This is a genomic window from Moraxella sp. ZY210820, assembly GCF_030674635.1.
GTDB lineage: Bacteria > Pseudomonadota > Gammaproteobacteria > Pseudomonadales > Moraxellaceae > Acinetobacter.
Genome location: NZ_CP089978.1, coordinates 260,754 through 282,872 on the forward strand (window position 1 = coordinate 260,754; position 22,119 = coordinate 282,872).

Sequence of the window (22,119 nt, forward strand, 5' to 3'; positions counted from 1 at the left end):
ATTATGATTAGAATAAGCCCAAAAATTCGTTTTTGGGTTTATTTTTTAAGAGTTAGCTTTTTAGCAAAAATGATACAGTTCATAATAGCATATCAGATAAAATACAAAAAATTTAATTTTCTATTTTTGCTGAAAATCAAGGTGAATTGTGCGAGTTTTATTAGTTGAAGATGACCCGATGATTGCACAAGCAATGACAGATAGCTTAAAAGATGCACATTATGTAGTGGATTGGGTTGATGATGGTTTAAAGGCGTGTCATAGTGTAGATAGCCAACCTTATGATTTCATTTTGCTTGATTTGGGTTTACCTAAAAAAAGTGGTTTAGATGTGTTGAAACATATTCGCCATCAACATCAAACCCCAGTACTGATTGCGACTGCACAAGATGATATTCACAGCCGTATTCAAGGGCTTGATTTAGGTGCTGATGATTATATTGTCAAACCTTTTGATTTTAATGAACTTTTAGCCCGTATGCGTGCTATTTTACGCCGTCATCATCATACAACAACACAATTAGGCAATGATAAAATTAGTTTAAATAGTGAAACTTATCAGGTAAAAATTTTGGCAACAGGTCAATATATCAATTTATCTAACCGAGAATTTTCTGTGTTACAAGCCTTACTAATGCGACCCAATGTCATTTTATCACGTAGTGAATTAGAAGATAAAGTCTATGCATGGGGGGAAGAAGTGGAAAGTAATGCGATAGATTATCTAATTTATGTCTTACGTAAAAAATTAGGTAGTGATATCATTAAAAATATTCGTGGCGTGGGGTGGACGATTCCATCATGACTGAAATCCAACATAATCCATCATTACAATGGAAACTGATACGCTGGTTAATGATTGCGACAACTGTGATTGCGACTTTAGCAGGAGGTGTATCTTTTTGGCAGAGTTATCAAATTGGTTTAGATTATCAAGATGATTTGTTACGCCAAACCGCAGCATTGATTAATCCGCAGATACAAAAAAATGTGGATATTCAAAGTGATGTAGAAATTTATGTGCGTGAATTAGGTAATTATTTAAAAGATGGGCAATTACCGATGAGTATGCGTGATGGTTTCCATGATCTGCAATTTCAACAAGAAAATTACCGTGTTTATGTCTATACTTACCCAACAGGGGAACGTGTGGCATTTTCCCAAAAAACTGAATTTCGTGATGATTTAGCTTTTACAGGAGCATGGGCGACCGCATTGCCATTACTCTTGCTCATACCTATTTTAATATTAATTTGTATTTTTATTATTCGTCAAGTATTTAAACCTGTACAACAGCTTGCACAGGATATTCAACATCGCCAACAAGATTTACAACCCTTATCTACACAAAATTTACCTCGAGAAATTGTCTATTTTATTCATCAAATCAATTTGTTACTTTCTCGTGTACAATTAGCGGTACAGCAACAACAACGTTTTATTGCTGATGCAGCACATGAATTACGTTCACCTTTAACTGCATTATCGTTGCAAGCAGAACGTTTAGCTCAAACTGATTTAAATGATGATAGTCGTGAACGTTTGGCTGTATTACAGCAAAGTATTCAACGTCATCGCCATTTACTTGAACAACTGTTAAGTTTAGCTAAAAATCAATCACAACATATTGACAATAAACAACAAATTTCTGTTATGGAAATCTATCAACAAGTCATACAGCTTTTGTATCCTTTAGCGGAACAAAAACACATCGATTTAGGCATTCGTGATAGCCAAGATGTACAGATTTTGGCTGAACAGACTGCATTATTTACCTTGTTAAAAAATTTAGTGGATAATGCGATTCGTTATATTCCTGAATATGGGCAAATTGATTTAGCAATAGAGCAACAGCAAGATAATATTCTTTTGATTGTAGAAGATAATGGGCAGGGTATTGCTCCAGAACAGCGAGAGCGTGTATTTGATGCGTTTTACCGTGTGTTGGGAACTCAAGTGGTTGGTTCTGGTTTGGGTTTGTCAATTGTAAAAAGCATTGCTGATAAAATGGGCTGGCAATTAGTTTTAAAAGACAGTATGATATTTGCGAGTGGTTTGCGTGTTGAAGTAAAAATTAAAGGTTGAATATGAATGGTTTTTTATTAACAGGTTGTTTGGTCATTATGATTGCATTGATGATGGTTGTACAACGTTGGGTATTTCCTTATTTTGGTATTGAAAATAATAAATCGAGCCGTGCGGTAATGTGTTTTATCGTGATTGCAGGGGCTTTGGCGATGCAAGAATGGGCATTGCAGTAAATGATTAAATATTTTTCAGCTCTTGTGTTTATGTCTTTAAATAATTTTACTTTTCCAAATTTCACGTTATAATGTTCAAAACTAACACAATTTTTAGGAAAATCACAATGCGTTTAGACATTCCCCCACATATCGAACAAGCTATGCTTTATCATGCCCATCAACAAGGTGTGTCAGTTGAAACTGTTGCTATGCAAGCTTTAGAACAGCATTTTCGTCAGGAACGCCCTTTTAATTTTGATTTAGATGAAATGAAACAAGCGGTTGAAAGTGGTTTTGTTGAAATGCCTGATTGGGCAAAAAAAGATTTTGTAAGTTTTCAGCGTTGGTTACAGCAGAATATGACATGAAAGTTGATTTTAGCTGAAGTTTTGCTCAAAAAATTGTTCATTTCCCCAATACTGACCAAGAAAAAATCTTTGAGTTTATTGAGCATATTGAAAAATACGGTTTTGATGGCTTAAAAGGGCGTAACAAATCATCGGACAATGTACCTAAAGATGACCCAAATTGGTCAGCAAAAGTGAGTTATGCCCACCAATATTGCTTATGGCATTATCACATTGGCATACCGTTTTATGAAATGGCATATAATGGAGAGCAAGTGAGTGAATATATTTTGCATTATATGCGATTTGACGATAGCATTAAATTAGTTGCTTTATCCTATCATCCGCCTTTTGAATTGCCTACATTGGCAGAAATGGTTTAAATAAATCCTTAAAATATCCACAAAACGCGAAATAACTCACAAAAAATACATAATATTTTCATTAAAAAGATTAAAAAATAATCTTTTAGAATGGGAAAAGAGAAATATAGTGTAATTACCTAAAAAAGATACGATAGTTAAAAACAAAATAGTAGAGTTTCAATACAATTAACGTTCCATACTTTTCTTAGATACTTAATCCATGACCATAATTTTTCTATAGGATTAAAATCAGGACTATAGGGTGAAAGCCATAGAATTTGATGTCCTGCTTGTTCTAAAGCAGTCTGAATATCTTTTTTTTATGAAAAGGTGCATTATCCATCACAACAACACTATTTGCAGGTAATTCAGGAATTAACTGCTGTATAACCCAAGCATAGAAAACATCAGCAGTAATTGAACAATCAAATACACTTAATGCAAAGGGAGTTTGTCCACAAATTGCACCAATCACATTCTTTTGCTTAACGCTAAAAGTCCCTTTTTCTTGATAGGTTTGACCCTTGGGTGCATAAACGTGTGGTCGATTATCTTCTATCTTAAATCCACTTTCATCAATATAAACAATAGGATATAAACACTTTTCATAAATTGAAAGTAACTCTAAATATTCTTGACGCTTTACTTCATCAGCTTGTTTCGGAATGAAGGATTTTTTTTCGAGTAATACCCAAGCGTTTTAACGCCTTACATATACCAGCTTGTGAGCAATTTAGACGAGAAGCTCTTTCCCATTGATAAGCATCTGGATAATCTTTAATGTCTTGCAAAAGCTGTTCATCTTGAATCGTTCTTGGTTTTCTATCATGCGTTTCTTTAATATCTATACACTGTTTCCAACTATACAAAGTGTAAATACTTATATTGTATTTTTTAGCAACTTGACGGAAAGAACTGGTTTCAAGTTCAGCAAGAATTTTTTTTACGCATAGACATTGGATACGTCATCATTAAATACCTGTATTGATTTTTATGTTATTATACTATATATTTTTAATAGGATAAAAAATAATCAAATATAGATTACATGATGAAATTATTGATAACATATATTAACATTGTTTAAAGTGTGGAATTGCATTGATTTTCAGTAACTGACAAAAATTGACATCTTTACCATAAAACAATTAATTATAATTGTGATGGAAATCACATAATAAAAATAAAAAATATATAAATCAATAATTTATGAAATTAATTTTAAGGTGGTTGCATACTGACAAAAATATGGCATAATACGCACATACCGCGATAAATCGCAAATCTAATCACAATTTTTTGGAGTTATAGTATGAATACTATGCAAAAAGGTTTTACCTTAATCGAATTAATGATCGTAATCGCTATTATCGGTATCTTAGCTGCGATTGCTTTACCAGCTTACCAAGACTACATCGCTCGTACACAAATGACTGAAGCAATGAACCTAGCTGGTGGTCAAAAGTCAGCAGTAACTGAATTCCATGCTGACAAAGGTGCATTCCCTACTTCTAACTTAGAAGCCGGTATTGCAGCAGCAAGTAACATTAAAGGTAAATATGTTGCTAGTGTTGGGATTGGTGCTAGCGGTGTTATCACTGCAACTATGCAATCTGCTAATATCTCTAAAGATATTCAAGGTAAGACACTTACTTTGACCCCAACTGCATTGACTTCTGCTTCTGGTTCTTATGAGTGGAAATGTGCTTCTAACGCTTCTAACAAGTTCCTTCCAGCAACTTGTCGCTCTTAATCTAATTTGAAGAGACAAAACCAGCCTAGCCTAACAACTAGGCTGGTTTTATTTAGTATTTATAAAACATTTATGTTAAAATAATTATCATAGGAATTATTTTTTAAAGATTAGAGTATTTTATGAGTGATGTCAACTACCTGCTTGAAAAGTTGCAGTATTGGTTAAAGTGGAGTATTTTATCAGCATTATTGGTACTATTTGTCCATTTTAATTTTTTTCCTATACAGAATTCTGTTCCCATGAGTGAATATACTTTTTGGGATTGGATGAATAAAATTGGTGTTAGGCTTGGCATTGCGGGTCTGATTTTGGCATTGGCTTTCCCGAAGTATTTTAATCAAAAAATAGCTATTTCTTGCTTTGGTTTTGGTTTTTTAATCTACTTGGTGTTGTTATGGCTTGGTTCTGATGAATTATATAGGCTGGCCAGCGGTGACTTTGCGTCGCTTTTAGCGCCGTTGGGTGTCTTTGTCCTATCTGCGGTTTTGGTTCAATTTTTTAAGCATAAAAATAAAGCATTATTACAACTTTATATTTACTTGTCTTTATTTGTGATTTTTTTAGGTATCTCCACCAATGCAGCTTTAGAGATTGTACATTTTGCTCGTCCAGCGACCTATGATGTGATTGCTTATAAAATAGATGAGGCTTATTTTGGTACTCGTCATTGGTTGGTGATGTTATTTGATGGCGGGGCTGAGTGGTTTAAAGCATTGATTTTAACAGTCTATGGTATGTTAAGCCTTTGCTTGTTTATGTTTTTTGGCTTGGTTATTCGAGATGGCGGGGCAAAAAAATATAATATTGTCAGAACCATTGTAGTACCATTTGGTGTGGCATTTGTTTGTTACATGATTGTTCCTATTTCTGGTCCTATTTATGCGTTTAGTGAGATTCAGTTGTTGGGTGCTATGCCGCTTGCCAGTGAATTTCTTGCTAAAACTGAAATTATCCCGCCAGCACCTAGAAACGGCATGCCGTCCATGCATTTTACAGGTGCGTTTATGATTTGGCTGTTGGCAGCAACCTTACGCAAAAAGCTTTATTTTTATTTAACCACCTTTTTCTTGGCTTTGACGGTGATTGCAACCTTGGGGACGGGTGAGCATTATGTCGTTGATTTGATTGTGGCGATGCCATTCGCCATTGCATTGAGCTTGGTTTTGATTTCGCCACGGGGTTGGTTTGCCAAAAAATCAACAAGAATTCTGTGGAGTTTGGCGGCTGCAACTTTTGTTTTTTGGATGATTTCTATTGTTGCTATGCCTGGGTGGTTGTCAGATAACTTGTGGTTCGTGCGTTTGCTGTCGCTTTGGAGCATTGGTGTTTGGGTTTATTTAACCGCTTTTTATCTAAAACTAGTATGGAAAGCACCAGTTGCTGAACAGCAGTATGATGCCACATTAGCTGATGCCCAGTCCGCTCAGCAAACTAAAAAATTGGCTCATTATCCAAAATGGGTGGTTGGTGCTTTTGTAACCTCTGGTTTTGCAGGATTATTATACGAAGTTGTTTATGCAAAATCTTTGGCAATTACCTTTGGTAGTACATCATTAGCATCTTATACTGTTCTTGTTACTTATATGGGCGGTATGGCACTTGGTGCTTGGATTGGCGGTATTTTTGCCGATAAAGTCAAAAAACCGTTGATGTACTATATTGGTATTGAAGCGATTATTGGTTTATATGCAGTATTAACACCAACGTTCTTCAAACTGATTCAATGGGTCTATTTATCGATGGTTGGGGATTTGTCTCCAGATGCACCGATTTTAACCGCAGTTCGTGTGGGACTAGGGGCACTGGTGCTAGGGATTCCAACCATTTTGATGGGTGCGACCGTTCCATTTATGTTTAAATACTTAAAAACCTTTGGTGTAACCACAGAGTCCGCTGTGAGCAAGTTGTATAGTGCCAATGTGGTTGGTGCGGCTGCTGGTTCATTGATTGGTGCGTATGTGATTTTACCAACATTAGGACGGATTGGGGCGACCAATTTAGCGGCAGCAATTAGCTTATTACTTGCCTTGTATGTGCTAGACCAAGTGAAAAAGTTGGGTGAACAAAGCATTGTTGAAGATAATCAAGAAACTGCGAGTACAACAAAAACGACGGTGAGCAAAGCTATCGGTATTTCTGCGTTACTGATTTTAACCATTGGCGGTGCAATTACGCTTGGCTTGGAAGTTGTTTCTATTCATATGCTCGCAGTAGTTGCAGGAAACAGTGTCTATGCCTTTGGTTTGATGTTGGCAACTTTTTTGGCGGGTTTGAGTATGGGCTCAATCGCAGGCGAAAAAATTCTAAAATATATCAGCAATCGCTATACCATTGTGCTGGCTCAATGTGGTGTCTGTATTTCTATTATTGTTACCGCATTCTTTTGGGATAAAGTTCCTGATTATTTTGCCAGTTTTGGTGTCATGGCACAGTTTCATACTTTTGATTTTACTGCTCGTGAGATTATTCGTGGGGCGGTATGTGCGATTGCGATGTTCCCTGCAGCGTTCTTTATTGGGATTAACTATCCTGCAAGCATGTCATTGGCATCGGATTGGTTATCCAATAAAGGCGAAGCCAAAGCGGTGGGGATTGCCAGTGCCTTAAATACCTTTGGTAATATTTCAGGCGTGTTGATTATTGCATTTTATGCCTTGCCGACTTTTGGTTCAAACCGTGTGTTTTTTGGGTTGGCATTGTTGGCATTTGCTTTGGCGGTGTTGATGTTTGTTGTTGATAATAAATCTATCAATGTGAAAAATGTAGGTTTCCAAGCTGGTATAGCAAGTTTAGTCGCAAGTTTTGCTTTATTTTTTGCTTATCCAAAACAGTGGGATTTTAACCGCTTATCGCAAGGGGCGAATGTTTATTTTGCACCGTCTTATTGGGGAGAAGTGATTGATTATACGGAAAGTATTACAGGCGGAATAACTTCAGTGGCTAAAGACCCAAATAGTGAAAATTTAACATTATTGACCAATGGTAAGTTTCAGGGCAATAATACAGGTGAAATTGAAGCTCAAGAATCAATCGCTTTAATTCCATTATTGCACACTGATAAGCGTGATAGTACCCTAGTGATTGGTTATGGTACAGGTATGTCAGCTCGGGTATTGCACGACCAACATTTTAAAGTATTGGATGTGGTTGAATTGGCAAAGGATATTGTTACGATTGCGGATAAATATTTCCCAGAAAATAATATGGGAGTATCCTCAAAACCTAATGTCAATATGTATTATACAGATGGTCGTAATTATCTTTTGACTCAAGATAAAAAATACGATTTAATCAGTATGGAGATTAGTAGTATTTGGTTTGCAGGGGCGGCAAATTTATATAACAAAGAGTTTTATCAGCTTGCCAAAAAACGCTTGCATGATGATGGCATTTTGCAGCAATGGGTTCAGCTCCATCATATTTACCCACAGGATTTAGTTTATATTTTAAATACTGTACGTTCAGAATTTGAATATGTGTGGCTGTATGAATCGGGTGGACAGGGGATTATTGTGGCATCAAATTCTCCTGAAGCAACCAATTATCATGTATTGAAACCGCCTTATCATGATATGACGGCTGAAGCCTTAAAAGAGCGTTCTGATGATTTGGCTCGCCGACAAATTTTGACACCAAAAGGTATCAATAATTTGGCAAAAACCTTTGACCCAACTTTACGCCGTATTATCTCAACCGATAATAACTTAAAGTTGGAGTATTCAACGCCAAAAGGTAATGCAATTGTTGCTGATGATACTGTGATTAGAAATATTGAGTTTTTACATCAATTTGAATTGCAGGAGTAAAAGATTGAAAATGATGTGCATTTGTATATGTAATACAAATGCACATTTGTTTTAATGTGAGCTTGTTATGATAAAATCATTTCGTTTGCGTTATTTTTTTGGGCATTTATTGATTTCATTATTGATTGCCTTGGTAAGTCTATATTTGGTATTTTTTGTATGGTATCCAGCACCTTTTGATGTGGCTGTTGGTGTAGAGCAGATTATTTTAATTATGCTTGGTATTGACGTTACGCTTGGACCGCTCTTGACTTTAGTGCTTGCTAAAGAAGGCAAAAAGGGGCTTAAATTTGATTTGGTAGTGATTGCGATCGTACAGTTATTAGCATTATTTTATGGTTTATATAGTGTGGAAAAGGGTCGCCCTGTGTGGGTGGCGTTTGACCATAGTCGTTTTGAACTGGTACAAAAATTTATGATTGACCGAGAGAAGGACAAAGATGTCAAGGTGCCACCTGCTTATCAAAAGGAGGGCTTTGGCTCGCCATCTTGGGTGTCGGTTCGCCCACCCAAAGATAGGGAGGAGCAAGATGATTGGATGTTTTATGAGCTAGAGACAGGCACTTCGCCTGCTATGCGACCTGCTTTATATGCACCGCTGTCTGAGAATATGGATAGGGTAATTAAAGAAAAATTGCCATTATCGGATTTAAATAAGTTTAATAATAAACCTGTGGTTGAGCCAATTTTAGCAAAATATCCGAATGTAGATGGATTCCTACCAATGCGAACTAGTGAAGTGGATATGGTGGTGTTAGTGGATAGTAAAGATAAAAGTTTTATGAAGGTGGTGGATTTAAGACCGTGGTAAAATAATATTATCGCTTTTTTCTCCCCCCATTCTATGTTAAAATTTAACCTTAACGAAATTGTGGACATTTTAAATTATGAGTAAAGCTCTTTCAACCGTTGTTGCCATCGCTCTTGGCGGTTTAGCCTTAGCCCCTGTGATTTATTCAGCTCAAAATCCTGCTCCTGTTTCTGAAAAAATTGAACAGGTAAAATTAGACCAAAATTCATCTAATTTACAAAAAATTAGCTATATGCTGGGTTATGCTTTAGGACAGCAAACACCACCAGAAGCAGATATGCCCGCATTAATTGCTGGTCAGAAAGATGCACGTGAAGGTAAACAACCTATTTTTACCAATGAAGAAATGGCAGCTGCACTTGAAGCATATAACAAAGAACTTGCTGAACAAGAAATGAATAAACAAGCAAAAGATGCTGAACCTGTTGATGCAAAAGGCTATGTAGCTGAACAAGCAAAATTTTTAGCAGAAAATGCTAAAAAAGAAGGTGTGAAAACAACCACTTCTGGCTTGCAATATAAAGTAATTCAAGAAGGTACAGGTAAGCAAGCAACACCAGAATCAACGGTTACAGTACACTATACGGGTAAAACGATTGATGGTAATATTTTTGATAGTTCGGTACAACGTAAAGAGCCTGCAACATTCCCGTTAAATAAAGTTATTAAAGGTTGGACGGAAGGAGTGTCTTTAATGAAAGAAGGCTCAAAATTTGAGTTTTATATTCCTGCCGAATTGGCTTATGCAAGTCAGGAACGTCCTGGTATTCCAGCAAATAGTGCTTTAATCTTTGAAGTTGAATTATTAAAAGTTGAATAATTTGGCTTTATCAAATAAACCTGTTTATGTCATATAAACAGGTTTATTTTTGCACAGATTTAGGCTATTCAAATGAACGAAAATAATTTAAACTAGAGTAACTTGTTCATATTTAATATATCATTATACACGGGAACGAACTTAATGAAATTATTAGCATCTTCTATTTTAGTTTTGAGTTTGTCTAGTTCAATGGCGATGGCTCAAATTAGCGAAAAAAGTACATTTCAAGATAAATTTTCTTATAGTTATGGTTATACTTTAGCCAAAACACAAGAAAAAATCTTACCAACTGTTAATGTGAAAATCGCATTACAGGCTTTTCAAGATTATGCGACAGGCAAGAAAGCTAAGTTATCTGATGAAGAAATGCATCAAATTTTAACACATATGGTAAATCAAGAAAAATCTAAACCATTATTGGAGCTTTTCGCCGAAATTGAACAAAATAATCAAGTAGGACAAAAATTTTTAAAAGAAAATGGCAAAAAACGTGAAGTACAGCGTTTAAAATCAGGCTTACAAGTACAATGGCTTGAATCGGTGGCAAAAAAGAAAGTAAATCAAATGAATGATTATCAACAAGTTAGTATTCGCTATGAAGGGCGTTTAATTGATGGAACAATTTTTGATAGCTCTATTGCTCGCAATGAAGTTAAAAAATTTGAAATGACACAATTAATTAGCGGTTTACAACAAGGTATTAACTTAATGTCGGTAGGGGAAAAAGCCCGTTTCTTTATTCCTGCCCATTTAGCTTATGGCGATATTGGTGCAGGTGTTATTCCAAGTGCATCGGTATTAATTTTTGATGTGGAATTGGTAGAAGTGCATTAAAATGAATGTGTTAGTCAATTCATATTTGAAAAGTAGGGGCGTATCACATACGCCCAAATAATTGATTTTACAAAGGGTTTATGTAATAAACCCCTACATTTATAGTATTGTTTTGATATAAATCGACTATAATTAATGAAAAATAAAGGCTTATCAATTTGATAGGCCTTTTATTTTGGTGATGAAAAATGATTATTTTTTCTCTAGCATAGGATGTGGATGTTTCATATTTTGTTTATCTTTGTCTGGTTGAATCATGACTTGGCAAGTACCTTCAAGCGTTTTACCATTTAAACTGATAGATGTTGTTTGTCCAACTTTATTTGCACACGCTTGTTGTACTTGTGTGTCAAATGCTTGACGTTGCTGTTGCATTTCTATACGTTTTTTCTCATGGTCTGCACGTTCTGCTTCACTCATTTGACTTGGGTGTTTCATTTTTTTGTCAAATTTGTCTTTATCGCCAAATAATATTTTTTTACCATCTTTATCATTTGGCTTAAACTTAACTGCACATATACCTTGCATGGTTTTATTATCAATCGTGAAATTTACGGTTTGACCAATTTTACCTGCACATACTTGTTGTACTTGAGTATCAAATGCTTTGCGTTGTTCTTCAGTCATGCGTGGATGTTTATCGTGTTTCATACCACGTTTATCATGATGAGTATGATGTTCGCTGTGATGTTTTGGAGCTTGATAGTGTTGAGTATTCGATTGGCAAGCAACTAAACCTAAAGATGCAACTGCCGTACAAGCAATTACGATTTTGTTTAATGTTTTCATAGGAGATGACCTTAAAAAAATAAAATAAAATAAACGTAAAGTTTTTCAATGTTATAAATAATACACAACTAAGATGGAGAAATAATGTGTGATTTTTACCTAAAATGTTTAGTACAATACAACATATCGTAGAAATTAAGAATATTGCTTGTGAAAGTTCGTATCCCTATCGCATTACGTTTATTTATTTTTGTGGTCTTTACTTCAGTATTGATTATTACCGCAAGTTTAATCGGTCAGCATTATCAAATGCAGAAAAATTTTGCACGCTATGTGGCTGATGTAGAAATGCAAAAATTAGACCATCTGATTGAGATACTTGAAAGTATTTATCATCTTTATGGTGATTGGGGAAATGCGATTCAAGCACAAATTGATATGGTTGAAGGGCAACCAGACCCAGAAGATTATGACCGTTTATCGCATTGGTGGTTACGCCGTCAATATGATATTGCACTGCAACAGCTGATGTTTAAAGAGCAAACTGCTCAACAACTGGCGGGACAAATTCATCAACGTGAACAGCGAATAGCGATAGGTAGCTATAATCGAGATAAAGAACAATTTATTGGTAAATTAAGCCCTCAAGAATATGAAGCGTTAAAGGATAATTTACCATCAGAATACAATCCATTTGAAGGTTTAAATTTTCCCTTGCGTGATAGCATTGGTTTACCAAGTGAAAAGCCACCAATGATTGTTGAACCTCAACAAAATGGAACAGAAACACAGCCGACAACTGTGGAAGCCGATGATAAAGTTAAAGCCATTACAGATTCTGCAAATGATGGTTTAATTACCGCAGACCCTGCACAGTTTGATGTTTGGGCAAAAAATCGTAAAACCTTTATTTTTATTCCTGATCGTTTGGGTTTAAGTTCACGTTTATCATTATATAATAAAGATTGGCAGTTTGTGGTAGGTGATCCATCGCCAGCGGGGGAAGTGTCTTATCGTCCATTAAAAGTTGATGGTCAAGTCATTGGTTATTTAGGTTTAAAAGCAACTTTAGAGCAAAAAGATGCATTAAGTATTAACTTTTTTGATAATCAACAACGCTATTTATGGTCGATTTATGCTTTGGCAATTATTGCCAGTTTAATTATTTCGTTATTATTGGCAGAATATTTTAAACGTCCTATCCAACGATTATTATTGGCAACACGAGAGTTAAGTCAAGGCAATTATCAATATCAAGTGAATATTAAACGTCATGATGAATTGGGAGATTTATCTAATACGGTCAATCGTTTAGCAGAAATTTTACATCAACATGAACAGTCTCGTAAGCAATGGGTAGCAGACACATCACATGAATTAAAAACACCTTTAGCAGTTTTACAAGCACAAATTGAAGCAATGCAAGATGGTATTCGTCAGGCAACACCAGAACATTTAGAAGCTATGCAACGTCAAGTGCAAAGCTTGAAAAAATTAACACAAGATTTGGCAGATTTAGCACAGGCAGATGTACAACAATTAAGCCATTATCCAAGTGAAGTGTCAGTGTGGCAAGTGGTGCTACAAGAGGTTGAACAATTCCGTCCTAAATTTGAACAAGCTGATTTAAGCATAGAAATCAATGGTATAGATACTATTGCTTATGTTGATGCAGAGCGTTTTAAACAAATTATTGTTAATTTATTGCAAAATTCGATTCGTTATACCACAGCAGGCGGAAAAATACATATTCATAGTGAGTTGCATCAACAACAATGGCTATTATTTGTTGATGATAGTCCATTAGGTTTGACTGATGAGCAATTGCAACGTTTGGGTGAGCGTTTTTATCGTGTTGATGATTCTCGTACTCGTAGTACAGGTGGTACAGGCTTAGGCTTGGCATTGTGTGTGCGTATTGCTCAAATGTTGGGAGGAGAATTAAAATTTGACCATTCACCATTAGGTGGTTTACGCTGTTGCTTAAGTTTACCTGTGCTTAAAAAATAGTTTACTAGGCAATGATGGTAAATTAGTCTATAATGGAAGTTAGGAGAATTGGTGATGACAACATTTAGTAAAATTTTTCCAATCTATCGTTATAATGATGTTTTTGGGAAAAAAACAACGATTCAAAAAATCACCGTTGATGAATTTATGGATTATATACAAAAAAATCCCCATCAACGTGTTGAGTTGATTAATGGTACAATCCTACCGATGACAGGTGGGACATCAAATCATAGTCTGATTGCTTCGAACTGTTTAGATGTAAAGTTTTTTTTACGTAAAAATAAACCAAATTGTAAAGTTTATACCAGCGATTTTGGCGTTCAAACGGCAGAATATCAGGTGCGTTATCCTGATTTTTGTATTGCTTGCGGTATTGATGGTGAGGCGACTTATACATCAAGTCCTATTATTGTTGGCGAAGTTTTATCCAAGAGTAATAGCAAAAAAGAGATTATGAACAAAATTGATGAATATAAAAATCTGCATTCTGTACAAGAAATTGTGCTAATTTCGCAAAATCGTAAACACGTTACCATTCATCGCAGAGGACATTTCTTTGGTTGGAGTCAAGAAACCTATACGCATGGTATGGTAGAATATCAATCCATTGGCTATTCTTTTGATATAGAAGAATTGTATATAGATGTTGATTTTAATGCAAATTAACATCAAAAATAGTTAGAGAAAACGTCATTTTCAACTTATAGTCAGTTATTGATTTTATGTAGGGGCGAATGATTATTCGCCCGTACAAAATTAAATATTTTAAATCATATCAATATATTATGATTTTAAGTTGAGTACGGGGTTAGAGAAATCGATATGAAACATATTTTACTTCTTGAAGATGAAGTTGAGTTAGCTAATTTGGTTAAAGATTATTTAGAAGCGGCTGGTTTTGAAGTGAGCTTATATCATGATGGTTTAGATGCTTATAATAGCTTTCTACAACGTAAACCGCATTTGATGGTGATGGATTTAATGGTACCACGTATGGACGGTTTAACCATTTGCCGTAAAGTGCGTGAGCAATCAGATGTACCGATTATTTTAGTAACGGCGATGACGGAAGAAATTGACCGTGTTTTAGGCTTAAATATGGGGGCAGATGATTATGTGTGTAAGCCATTTAGCCCTAAAGAATTGGTCGCTCGTGTACAAGCGGTATTACGTCGATTGGAGCGTAAAGTTGAACCAGAAAGTAATGAATTATTCCGTGTGGATAGCATTCAACAGCGTATTTGGTATAAGCAAAAAGCACTTAATTTAACGCCAACTGAATACCGTTTATTGGAATTATTTCTAACCCATGTTGGGCAAGTGTATTCACGTTCGCAGTTATTAGATAATATTAATCCTGATAATTATGATGTAGCTGACCGTGTGATTGATAGCCATATCAAAAATTTACGCCGTAAAATTATGGATGTAACTGAGGAAGATACGCCACATGAATGGATTCAAGCAGTATATGGTGTGGGCTACCGTTTTGAGTACGTGTAATAGATGTCATTTTATGACAGTAAGTTACATAATATTTACTTAAAAGTATGTCTCACTTATCACTTTTTAAGCTTTAAAGAGAGTTAGACATACTTTCAATTCTTGTTTTTTGTTAATTTGATATATTTAAATGTTGTATTTTGTAATAATCACATAAAGATATATTTAAAATACATCTTTAGCTAATCTTAACATAAATTTTAATACATTTACTTATAGTAAATGATTGATTTTTATATTAAATAAAGATTATATTGTATATTTATTTAAATATTTGATTTAAAACAAACTAAATTGGTCTGTTTTTATGGAAGGCTGTGTTTGATTAATATAAAATTACAATTCAAATTATCGATTATGATTGAGTTACGATATAAAAAAACTAATAGATGATACTACATGGAATATTCTTATAAAAAATATGAAATAAAATTATTATAAATCAATATCTTATATTATTGTTTCAAATTGTTTTTATAAAATGTAGATTTTTAATATTTATGATAATCATGTTGTTGAAATGTGTAAAATGTATCTTAATGTTTTTTTTTTTTTTTTTTTGTAATTTTGTGCGTGGTGGCAAAAATTGACAGAATTGCATATTAAGTTAAATAGGAGTATTCTACACAAACGGAAAATGTTATGTATAGTATTGTTTAAAATACTATCAATAGACCAAGTAACTATTTTTACTATTACAACATAAATTTAAAATACTTTATGTATTTTGATAGTAAAAATTGATTAAATATCTTTAAAATTGTACTTATATTAAGTGGAGTTATAAATGCGTACCGATATGTTTCAGCAAATTTTAGATGATTTGAATAGCTCTTCTGCTGATGTTGAAGCCTCTGCTTTAATTTCTACTGATGGTTTGATGATTGCATCTGCTTTACCATCAGGCGTAGATGAAGACCGTGTAGGTGCAATGTCAGCAGCCTTATTATCACTAGGCGACCGTGCAGGTAGTGAATTGGGTCGTGGTTCTACTGACCGTATTTTGATTCAAGGCGAAAAAGGTTATGTCATTATGACCTCAGCAGGTAGTGAGGCAGTATTGACAATTTTAGCCAAACCAAATGCGAAATTAGGCTTAATCTTCTTAGACATTAAGCGTGCAGCAGAGGCTTTAGCGAAGTTACTATAATTAAATGGTCGCAGTTTGCGTCAATTTATTTGTTAAATTTAAACGTGATAGAGAAGCTAAATGAGTACTCAATTAGAAAATATGGCAAAACCAACTGGTGATGCAACAGAATATCAACTGACCTTTAATGATGGTACTACGCGTACGGTATATGATACTGGTGTAGAACGTCCTTATCCTGATGGTAAGTTAATCGTATCGCGTACAGATTTAAACGGTATCTTAACTCATGCCAATGATGCATTTGTTGAAATTAGTGGTTATAGTATTGATGAATTGATTGGTAAGCCACAGCACATTTTACGTCATCCAGATATGCCTGCTGCAGCTTTTGCTGATATGTGGAATACTATTCAACAACGCCAAAAATGGCATGGTTATGTAAAAAATTTATGTAAAGATGGTAGTCATTATTGGGTTTATGCAACAGTTGTACCAAATGTACGCCGTGGTGAAGTTGTAGGTTATACATCGGTTCGCCGTAAACCATCTCGTTCTAAGATTGAGCAAGCTGTAGCACAATACGCTGCGATGAAAGGAGCATAATCATGGCTTATAACTTTTTGATTGCCCCTGATTTCTCACCAGAACGTTTTGCAGGTTGGCATATGTTAAATACATTGCTACAAAAACGTTCAGATGTTGCAGTACATTTGGTTACTCCAGCATCTCATGCAGAGCAAGAAGCACTCATTGCAAAAGGTGAGGTTTCAGTTATTTATGCAAATCCGTTTGATGCATCAAAATTAGTTCGTGAACAAGGCTATCGTGCAATTGCACGTCCGATTGCTAAAGCAAATGAAATGGTCATTGCGTCATCAGCTAAAAGTGAAATCAAATCGCTTGATGATGTAAAAGCAGGTCAAACTGTAGCAATGGCGGATAACCAAGACGTATTACTAATAGGTATGCGTTTGTTGGAAGCTGTGGATGTAACAGAAGAAGACTTAAAATTTGATATTACTGAAACTTATCAAGCAGCGGCACGTCATGTGATTCAAGGTAAGGCAGATGTGGCTTTCTTTATTTCAGAAATTTATCATAGTTTGTCGAACTTAACTAAATCACAGCTGAATGTATTGATTGAAAGTGACTTAGCTGAAATTAGCCATGTTATTTTAGTTAAAGATAGTTTTGAAAAAGCCAATGAAATTGAGCAAGTGATTTTATCTTTACAAAATGATGATGAGGGTAAAGCGGTACTTGCTGAATTGGGTATGCCTCAAGGTTTTGAAGCAATGAGTGAAGAAGAAGCAGAATTTATGATTGATTTATTAGATACACTAGTGAATTAATTTGTTAAATGATGTGAATCTCTTGAATGCCCAATATCGATTATTGTATTGGGCATTTTTTATTAATCAATACTATTGTTATATAAATCAAAAATTTACATAAGTATGCTACAAAATGACCAATCAAAAACAGTAGTATCATAAAACCATATTAAATATATGGATTTTTATGTGGATTGTGGTAATATAGCACGTCTCAGTAATCATCAAGTAATGTCGGTAGTGAAACAAATGAATAGTTCAAATCAAACATCTTTCGAGGCGAAACGTTTATTTCGTTATCATTCTCGTTGTGTGTTAAGACAACCTTATTCTAAATATGACCATAAGCAACGCATAGAAATTGCCAAGTCATTTGTAGAAAATGAGCCATTACAAGGTGCAATTGCTGATTATATTTTTATGTATTGGTATGAACTTTCAGCACAAGAGCAAGATTTTTTTGTTGATATTGAACATCGTTTTAAAGTAGATACTTTAGCAAAATTTAAGCGATGCATTGCTCAACAAGACTATATTCAATCGATTAGTGATTTGGCAACACGTTGGAGTGTCTTATTAACACCAAGTAATGATGTTCCAGTACATCAGCAGATTATTAATAGTGAAGATGCTTTAGTGTTAGCAAATCATATCAGTCAGCAACTTTTACAGGCAAGGGAGGAGAAAAATAGCGAGTTATTAGAATTGCTAGAAGATGAATTTATTTCACATTGTATGGCATGTATGGATCGTATTGCATTTTTAACAGTGTGGATGAAGTTGAGTAAAAAAGATTGGAACTTTACTTCAAAGTGGCATAATTGTCATCAAATTTTAACATATTAAATTTAGACTATTTCAATTTAGTCATCTAATTTAAATATGATGTCAAATTATGTGAATATAATCCAAACACCATATGAGAGTATTATGCAATTTTTGTTAATTGGTTTTTCAGAGCAAGCACAAAATGCCTTAGAATTGTTAATTAGCCGAGAATTTTCCGCACATACTTATGTGAGTATTCCTCGTAAATTATCAACTTATTTATATCCCGTTATTCCCGAAATGGAATCTAGTGTGATAACCAATACCGATATGTTCATTATCGATTTAGACGGTATTGGTATGATGAGTTTTAGTGAAGAATATAAAACTCAATTATTATCAATCATTGGGCGAAAGCCAGCACTTTTAATTTCACGTCAAATTCAACAAGATTGGCAAGCGTCTTTAGAACAAGTAACTGTAGCTCATATTGAATATGTATTACAGCCTTATAGCCGTGATAATATTATTGAGGCATTACAACGTCTTTTATCTGGAGAGCAAGTACCAGTACAAACAACCGTTGATGAAACTCCAGAATTAACATCATTAAATATTGAAAATCATAGTTCAGTAGCACAAGCACCTATGGGGCAAGTGGCGATTGCTAAACGTACTCAATTTACTCGTAAATTATTAGAGCAACGCTGGACAAATTTTAATGAACAACCCGTATTACAACATTTGCTCAATATCTTTTCACAAAGTATCCCTTTTAAGCTGACGATTTCCCAACATGAAATGTTGGTATTTCCCGAAAAAAATATGATTCTATTGCAAAAAATGCAAAGTGTGGTTGAATACTTTATCTTGATGAAAAGTTTTACTTTATCTGCACATAAAATCGAATCTGAACCATTGTATAGCGATGAATTTATTGTGGTTGAGCAAGAGTTTTTGCAACAAGGGTGTAAGCCTTATCAATTAAACTTATTTTTATGGCAAATTTATCAAGAAATTTTACCAGAAAAACTTGAACTTGATGCAACTGATTTGTGTATTAAATTAAATTATATGCCTGATTTTACGAATATGGTCAATGTCCCTGCTTATATGCGTACAGTGTCATCTGCGTGTTTAGGTCAGCCACAATATTTTGAACAGTTAAGAGTTTTATTCAAATTCTTAACGATTGATAATATTCAGCGTGTATTTTTATTATCCGTGTTGAGTAATTATGCAGATATTTCTTATTTTGAAGAAGATATTCTGCATTATAAACCGATAGAAAGTAAGCCTTTATCCTTTGAAATTCCTGCAACAGAAGAAAATGAGCAAGTGAAAAATCAACAAGTGATAAAAGCACGTTCTCAAGGTTTCTTTGAACGTTTACTCAAAAAATTAAGTTGGTAAGATAATTTTAGATTTAATACTCATGATGTAAATCATCGTTCGATGCCTTTGGATATTATCAATGAAATATTAAATAAATTTATTATTGATTGGTAAATTTTATCACAGCATCTAACATGATTTGATACAATGAAAATGATGTAATTCAAACCAGTCTCTTATTTGACTGCGGAGTAAAATGATGACAATTTATGCAAATGATTCCAACACTTATAAGTTAATTATTGCTGGTCCTGTTGGTGCAGGAAAAACCGAAGCAATTCGTATGCTGTCAGACAAAGGTGTTGTAACCACTGAAGAAGTTGCGAGTGATGAAGTCAGTAAAATGAAAAGAACCACTACAGTCGCAATGGATTATGGTATTATGAAGTTAGATAGTGGTGAACAGGTACGTTTGTATGGTACACCTGGACAACGTCGTTTTGACTTTATGTGGGATATTTTAAGTGAAAATTCATTAGGTTTAATTTTATTGCTCAATGCTGAAAATGAAGACCCTGTTGATGATTTAGCGTATTATTTAGATAGCTTTTTACCATTGATTAAAAGTAGTGCATTAGTTGTTGGTGTAACACACGCTGAAAATATCCCTTGGGACTTGCATCAACGTTTATCAGAATATTTAGTGGAGCGTGGTATTCCTGCCAATGTCAGTATTGTTGATGCACGAAAGCGTGCTGATATGCAACAATTGGTAAGTTCGTTGGTGTATATGATTGCGAGTTAATATTTAAGCATTGTCATCAAATATCAGGAAGAAATTATGTCTGTAGTTTTATCAGACCCGTATGATGGGTATTTAATGCTGACACCGAGTGGAGTGTTTGAAGCTTTTTCTAGCGTAGAACCAACTCGAGAGCAAGAAGCATTACAACAAATATTATCACATCCACATAGTTTGACTGAAAGTGAATGGTTGGCACAATATCCACATAATTGGTTAGGAGAGTTTACTGCCAAAGGGTGGGTGCAGGTTTTAAAACGTCAATTAATGTCGCCAACCATGCCTTTAGATCAATTTTTACCTTATGTGGTGGCAAATTTGTCAGGGCAACGCCGTGCTGCCATTGGTTCTGATGAAGGCTTCTGTCTCGCACGTATTGGTTATACGCAACAAGAAGCGGATACTTTGAGTGTGGTTGCGGCGGACTTTTTAGATTTTATGGTACGTCAGCAACAACGTGGTTGGGTCATGCAAGGTAAGGCGATTTCATTTTTTAATGAAGTTGATTTACTCATGCCAAATACCAGTTTTGTATTTTTATGGATTGATGGTACAGGCTATATTCTCATTTTAGATAGTGAGCCTTTGACTAATAATCGTGCATTTGTGGAATTAATTTGGGCGATTAAAACATCTGGTTTGCGTTTTGAACATTCTAAAGATGAAGATAAATAATGTGATGTTTAATTTCACGTCATATAGTTGATTTTTATCAGAACAATATACTAATTCAACCTAAAAATTGGTACAGACTTGTAGGGGCAAATCACATTTGCCCTGTACAAACCTTATGTTTATTGGGCGTATATGATACGCCCCTACAGTTTAATGATGAATTGAATTGACTATATTTATTCACTAAATTGTTTAAATTGAGTTTGTGTTTTGAGTGCCTTCCATTGCAAATCATTAAGTTGGTCTTGCCAAATAACCAATGGGGCAATTTTTTGTTGTGGTTCAAAATAAATCACTACATAAAGACCGTGATTGAGCATATTACTAATATGTACGTGTTGTTGATGTTTTTTCTTTTTGCATTGGGTAATGAGTGTCCATTGTTTATCTGCCAGATGTCCTAAATAAATGACTTGTGTTTGACCATAGATAAAAATTGCAGAGCCGAGCGTAAAAAGGATAAAGCAAACTGCCCAAAATGCAGGCGAAAGATAGGCATAAAGTAAAATTTGCAATATTATAAAAACCAAACCGTGAAACATGAGTGCTAAACGGCTTGGTCTAAATTGAAATTCACGATATATCGACATGGTAAAATGGCTTAGTTTCCATGTAACATTTGTTTTAACTTTAAAATTAAGGCTTTAAATTCAGGTTTAGGTGGTTCACTGACTTCCATAAACCAATCAAGTAAATCTGGATCTTCCTGTTCAATCAGTTCGCCAAAAATAGCTTTTTCATTGTCATCAGCTTGTAAATAGTGATTTTTGACATAAGGGTCAAAATAGACATCAAGCTCTTTTAAGCCACGTCTTGCACGGTAAATGGTTTTGCGTTGTTCTAAAGTTAAATCGTCAAAATTCATCGCTGCTTTCTCAATAT

24 protein-coding genes and 1 pseudogene are annotated in these 22,119 nt (G+C 34.5%); 20 read left to right on the forward strand and 5 right to left on the reverse strand.

Going from position 1 to position 22,119, the window contains the following annotated elements:
- The first annotated feature begins 148 nt into the window (after positions 1–148).
- The 5 genes from LU301_RS01295 (at position 149) to LU301_RS01315 (ending at position 2,973) form a co-directional block, all read left to right on the forward strand.
- The gene (locus LU301_RS01295; protein ID WP_305271786.1) at positions 149–805 is read left to right on the forward strand and encodes a response regulator transcription factor; all 657 of its coding nucleotides are present in this window, start codon (positions 149–151) and stop codon (positions 803–805) included.
- The gene (locus tag LU301_RS01300; protein WP_305271788.1) at positions 802–2,085 is read left to right on the forward strand and encodes a sensor histidine kinase; all 1,284 of its coding nucleotides are present in this window, start codon (positions 802–804) and stop codon (positions 2,083–2,085) included. The genes LU301_RS01295 and LU301_RS01300 overlap by 4 nt, the downstream gene beginning before the upstream one ends.
- Positions 2,086–2,087: 2 nt before the next feature.
- On the forward strand, positions 2,088–2,261 hold the full coding sequence (locus LU301_RS01305; protein WP_305271790.1) for a hypothetical protein: 174 nt from the start codon (positions 2,088–2,090) through the stop codon (positions 2,259–2,261).
- A 107-nt stretch (positions 2,262–2,368) separates the two neighbouring features.
- The gene (locus LU301_RS01310; protein WP_305271792.1) at positions 2,369–2,611 is read left to right on the forward strand and encodes a hypothetical protein; all 243 of its coding nucleotides are present in this window, start codon (positions 2,369–2,371) and stop codon (positions 2,609–2,611) included.
- Positions 2,612–2,784: 173 nt separating this feature from the next.
- Positions 2,785–2,973: a hypothetical protein gene (locus LU301_RS01315; protein WP_305271794.1), complete on the forward strand. Its 189-nt coding sequence runs from the start codon at positions 2,785–2,787 to the stop codon at positions 2,971–2,973.
- A 137-nt stretch (positions 2,974–3,110) separates the two neighbouring features.
- Here LU301_RS01315 and LU301_RS12040 read toward each other — a convergent pair.
- Positions 3,111–3,622 (reverse strand): annotated as a pseudogene (locus LU301_RS12040) (IS630 family transposase).
- A complete protein-coding gene (locus LU301_RS01325) occupies positions 3,606–3,824 on the reverse strand; it encodes an IS630 transposase-related protein (protein ID WP_432525628.1) in 219 nt (72 codons plus the stop codon). The pseudogene LU301_RS12040 and the gene LU301_RS01325 overlap by 17 nt, the downstream one beginning before the upstream one ends.
- Before the next feature lie 443 nt (positions 3,825–4,267).
- On the opposite strand from LU301_RS01325, the gene LU301_RS01330 reads away from it, so the two are divergent.
- The 5 genes from LU301_RS01330 to LU301_RS01350 all read left to right on the forward strand — a co-directional run bounded on the left by LU301_RS01330 (position 4,268) and on the right by LU301_RS01350 (position 10,985).
- Positions 4,268–4,708, forward strand: a complete 441-nt coding sequence (locus LU301_RS01330; protein WP_305271796.1) for a pilin — start codon at positions 4,268–4,270, stop codon at positions 4,706–4,708.
- A 122-nt stretch (positions 4,709–4,830) separates the two neighbouring features.
- Positions 4,831–8,517, forward strand: a complete 3,687-nt coding sequence (locus tag LU301_RS01335; RefSeq protein ID WP_305271799.1) for a phosphatase PAP2 family protein — start codon at positions 4,831–4,833, stop codon at positions 8,515–8,517.
- A 67-nt stretch (positions 8,518–8,584) separates the two neighbouring features.
- A complete protein-coding gene (tfpZ, locus tag LU301_RS01340; protein WP_305271801.1) occupies positions 8,585–9,328 on the forward strand; it encodes a TfpX/TfpZ family type IV pilin accessory protein in 744 nt (247 codons plus the stop codon).
- 76 nt (positions 9,329–9,404) lie between these two features.
- The gene (bamJ, locus tag LU301_RS01345; RefSeq protein ID WP_305271803.1) at positions 9,405–10,148 is read left to right on the forward strand and encodes a BamJ family beta-barrel-assembly machinery protein; all 744 of its coding nucleotides are present in this window, start codon (positions 9,405–9,407) and stop codon (positions 10,146–10,148) included.
- A 144-nt stretch (positions 10,149–10,292) separates the two neighbouring features.
- The gene (locus LU301_RS01350) at positions 10,293–10,985 is read left to right on the forward strand and encodes an FKBP-type peptidyl-prolyl cis-trans isomerase (protein ID WP_305271805.1); all 693 of its coding nucleotides are present in this window, start codon (positions 10,293–10,295) and stop codon (positions 10,983–10,985) included.
- A 192-nt stretch (positions 10,986–11,177) separates the two neighbouring features.
- On the opposite strand, the gene LU301_RS01355 is transcribed toward LU301_RS01350, so the two are convergent.
- Positions 11,178–11,774, reverse strand: a complete 597-nt coding sequence (locus LU301_RS01355; RefSeq protein WP_305271807.1) for a hypothetical protein — start codon at positions 11,772–11,774, stop codon at positions 11,178–11,180.
- 141 nt (positions 11,775–11,915) lie between these two features.
- Between LU301_RS01355 and baeS the strand changes: the two genes are divergently transcribed.
- The 10 genes from baeS to LU301_RS01405 all read left to right on the forward strand — a co-directional run bounded on the left by baeS (position 11,916) and on the right by LU301_RS01405 (position 21,237).
- Positions 11,916–13,724: a sensor histidine kinase efflux regulator BaeS gene (gene baeS / locus LU301_RS01360; RefSeq protein ID WP_370692233.1), complete on the forward strand. Its 1,809-nt coding sequence runs from the start codon at positions 11,916–11,918 to the stop codon at positions 13,722–13,724.
- Between the two features lie 54 nt (positions 13,725–13,778).
- Positions 13,779–14,393, forward strand: a complete 615-nt coding sequence (locus tag LU301_RS01365) for a Uma2 family endonuclease (RefSeq protein WP_305271810.1) — start codon at positions 13,779–13,781, stop codon at positions 14,391–14,393.
- Between the two features lie 156 nt (positions 14,394–14,549).
- The gene (locus tag LU301_RS01370; protein ID WP_305271813.1) at positions 14,550–15,230 is read left to right on the forward strand and encodes a response regulator; all 681 of its coding nucleotides are present in this window, start codon (positions 14,550–14,552) and stop codon (positions 15,228–15,230) included.
- A gap of 787 nt (positions 15,231–16,017) precedes the next feature.
- Positions 16,018–16,380: a roadblock/LC7 domain-containing protein gene (locus LU301_RS01375; protein ID WP_305271815.1), complete on the forward strand. Its 363-nt coding sequence runs from the start codon at positions 16,018–16,020 to the stop codon at positions 16,378–16,380.
- 60 nt (positions 16,381–16,440) lie between these two features.
- A complete protein-coding gene (locus tag LU301_RS01380) occupies positions 16,441–16,926 on the forward strand; it encodes a PAS domain-containing protein (protein ID WP_305271817.1) in 486 nt (161 codons plus the stop codon).
- A 2-nt stretch (positions 16,927–16,928) separates the two neighbouring features.
- On the forward strand, positions 16,929–17,675 hold the full coding sequence (locus LU301_RS01385; protein WP_305271819.1) for a PhnD/SsuA/transferrin family substrate-binding protein: 747 nt from the start codon (positions 16,929–16,931) through the stop codon (positions 17,673–17,675).
- A gap of 231 nt (positions 17,676–17,906) precedes the next feature.
- Entirely contained in the window at positions 17,907–18,503 is a 597-nt protein-coding gene (locus LU301_RS01390) for a hypothetical protein (protein ID WP_305271821.1), read from the forward strand.
- A gap of 84 nt (positions 18,504–18,587) precedes the next feature.
- Complete coding sequence (locus LU301_RS01395) at positions 18,588–19,838, forward strand: hypothetical protein (RefSeq protein WP_305271823.1); 1,251 nt, start codon at positions 18,588–18,590, stop codon at positions 19,836–19,838.
- 181 nt (positions 19,839–20,019) lie between these two features.
- On the forward strand, positions 20,020–20,565 hold the full coding sequence (locus LU301_RS01400) for a GTP-binding protein (RefSeq protein WP_305271825.1): 546 nt from the start codon (positions 20,020–20,022) through the stop codon (positions 20,563–20,565).
- Between the two features lie 36 nt (positions 20,566–20,601).
- Complete coding sequence (locus LU301_RS01405; RefSeq protein ID WP_305271827.1) at positions 20,602–21,237, forward strand: hypothetical protein; 636 nt, start codon at positions 20,602–20,604, stop codon at positions 21,235–21,237.
- 176 nt (positions 21,238–21,413) lie between these two features.
- Here the strand turns inward: LU301_RS01405 and LU301_RS01410 are convergent, their stop codons facing one another.
- On the reverse strand, positions 21,414–21,827 hold the full coding sequence (locus LU301_RS01410; protein WP_305271829.1) for a protein YgfX: 414 nt from the start codon (positions 21,825–21,827) through the stop codon (positions 21,414–21,416).
- Positions 21,828–21,838: 11 nt separating this feature from the next.
- Positions 21,839–22,102, reverse strand: a complete 264-nt coding sequence (locus LU301_RS01415; RefSeq protein WP_305271831.1) for an FAD assembly factor SdhE — start codon at positions 22,100–22,102, stop codon at positions 21,839–21,841.
- Positions 22,103–22,119: the final 17 nt, after the last annotated feature.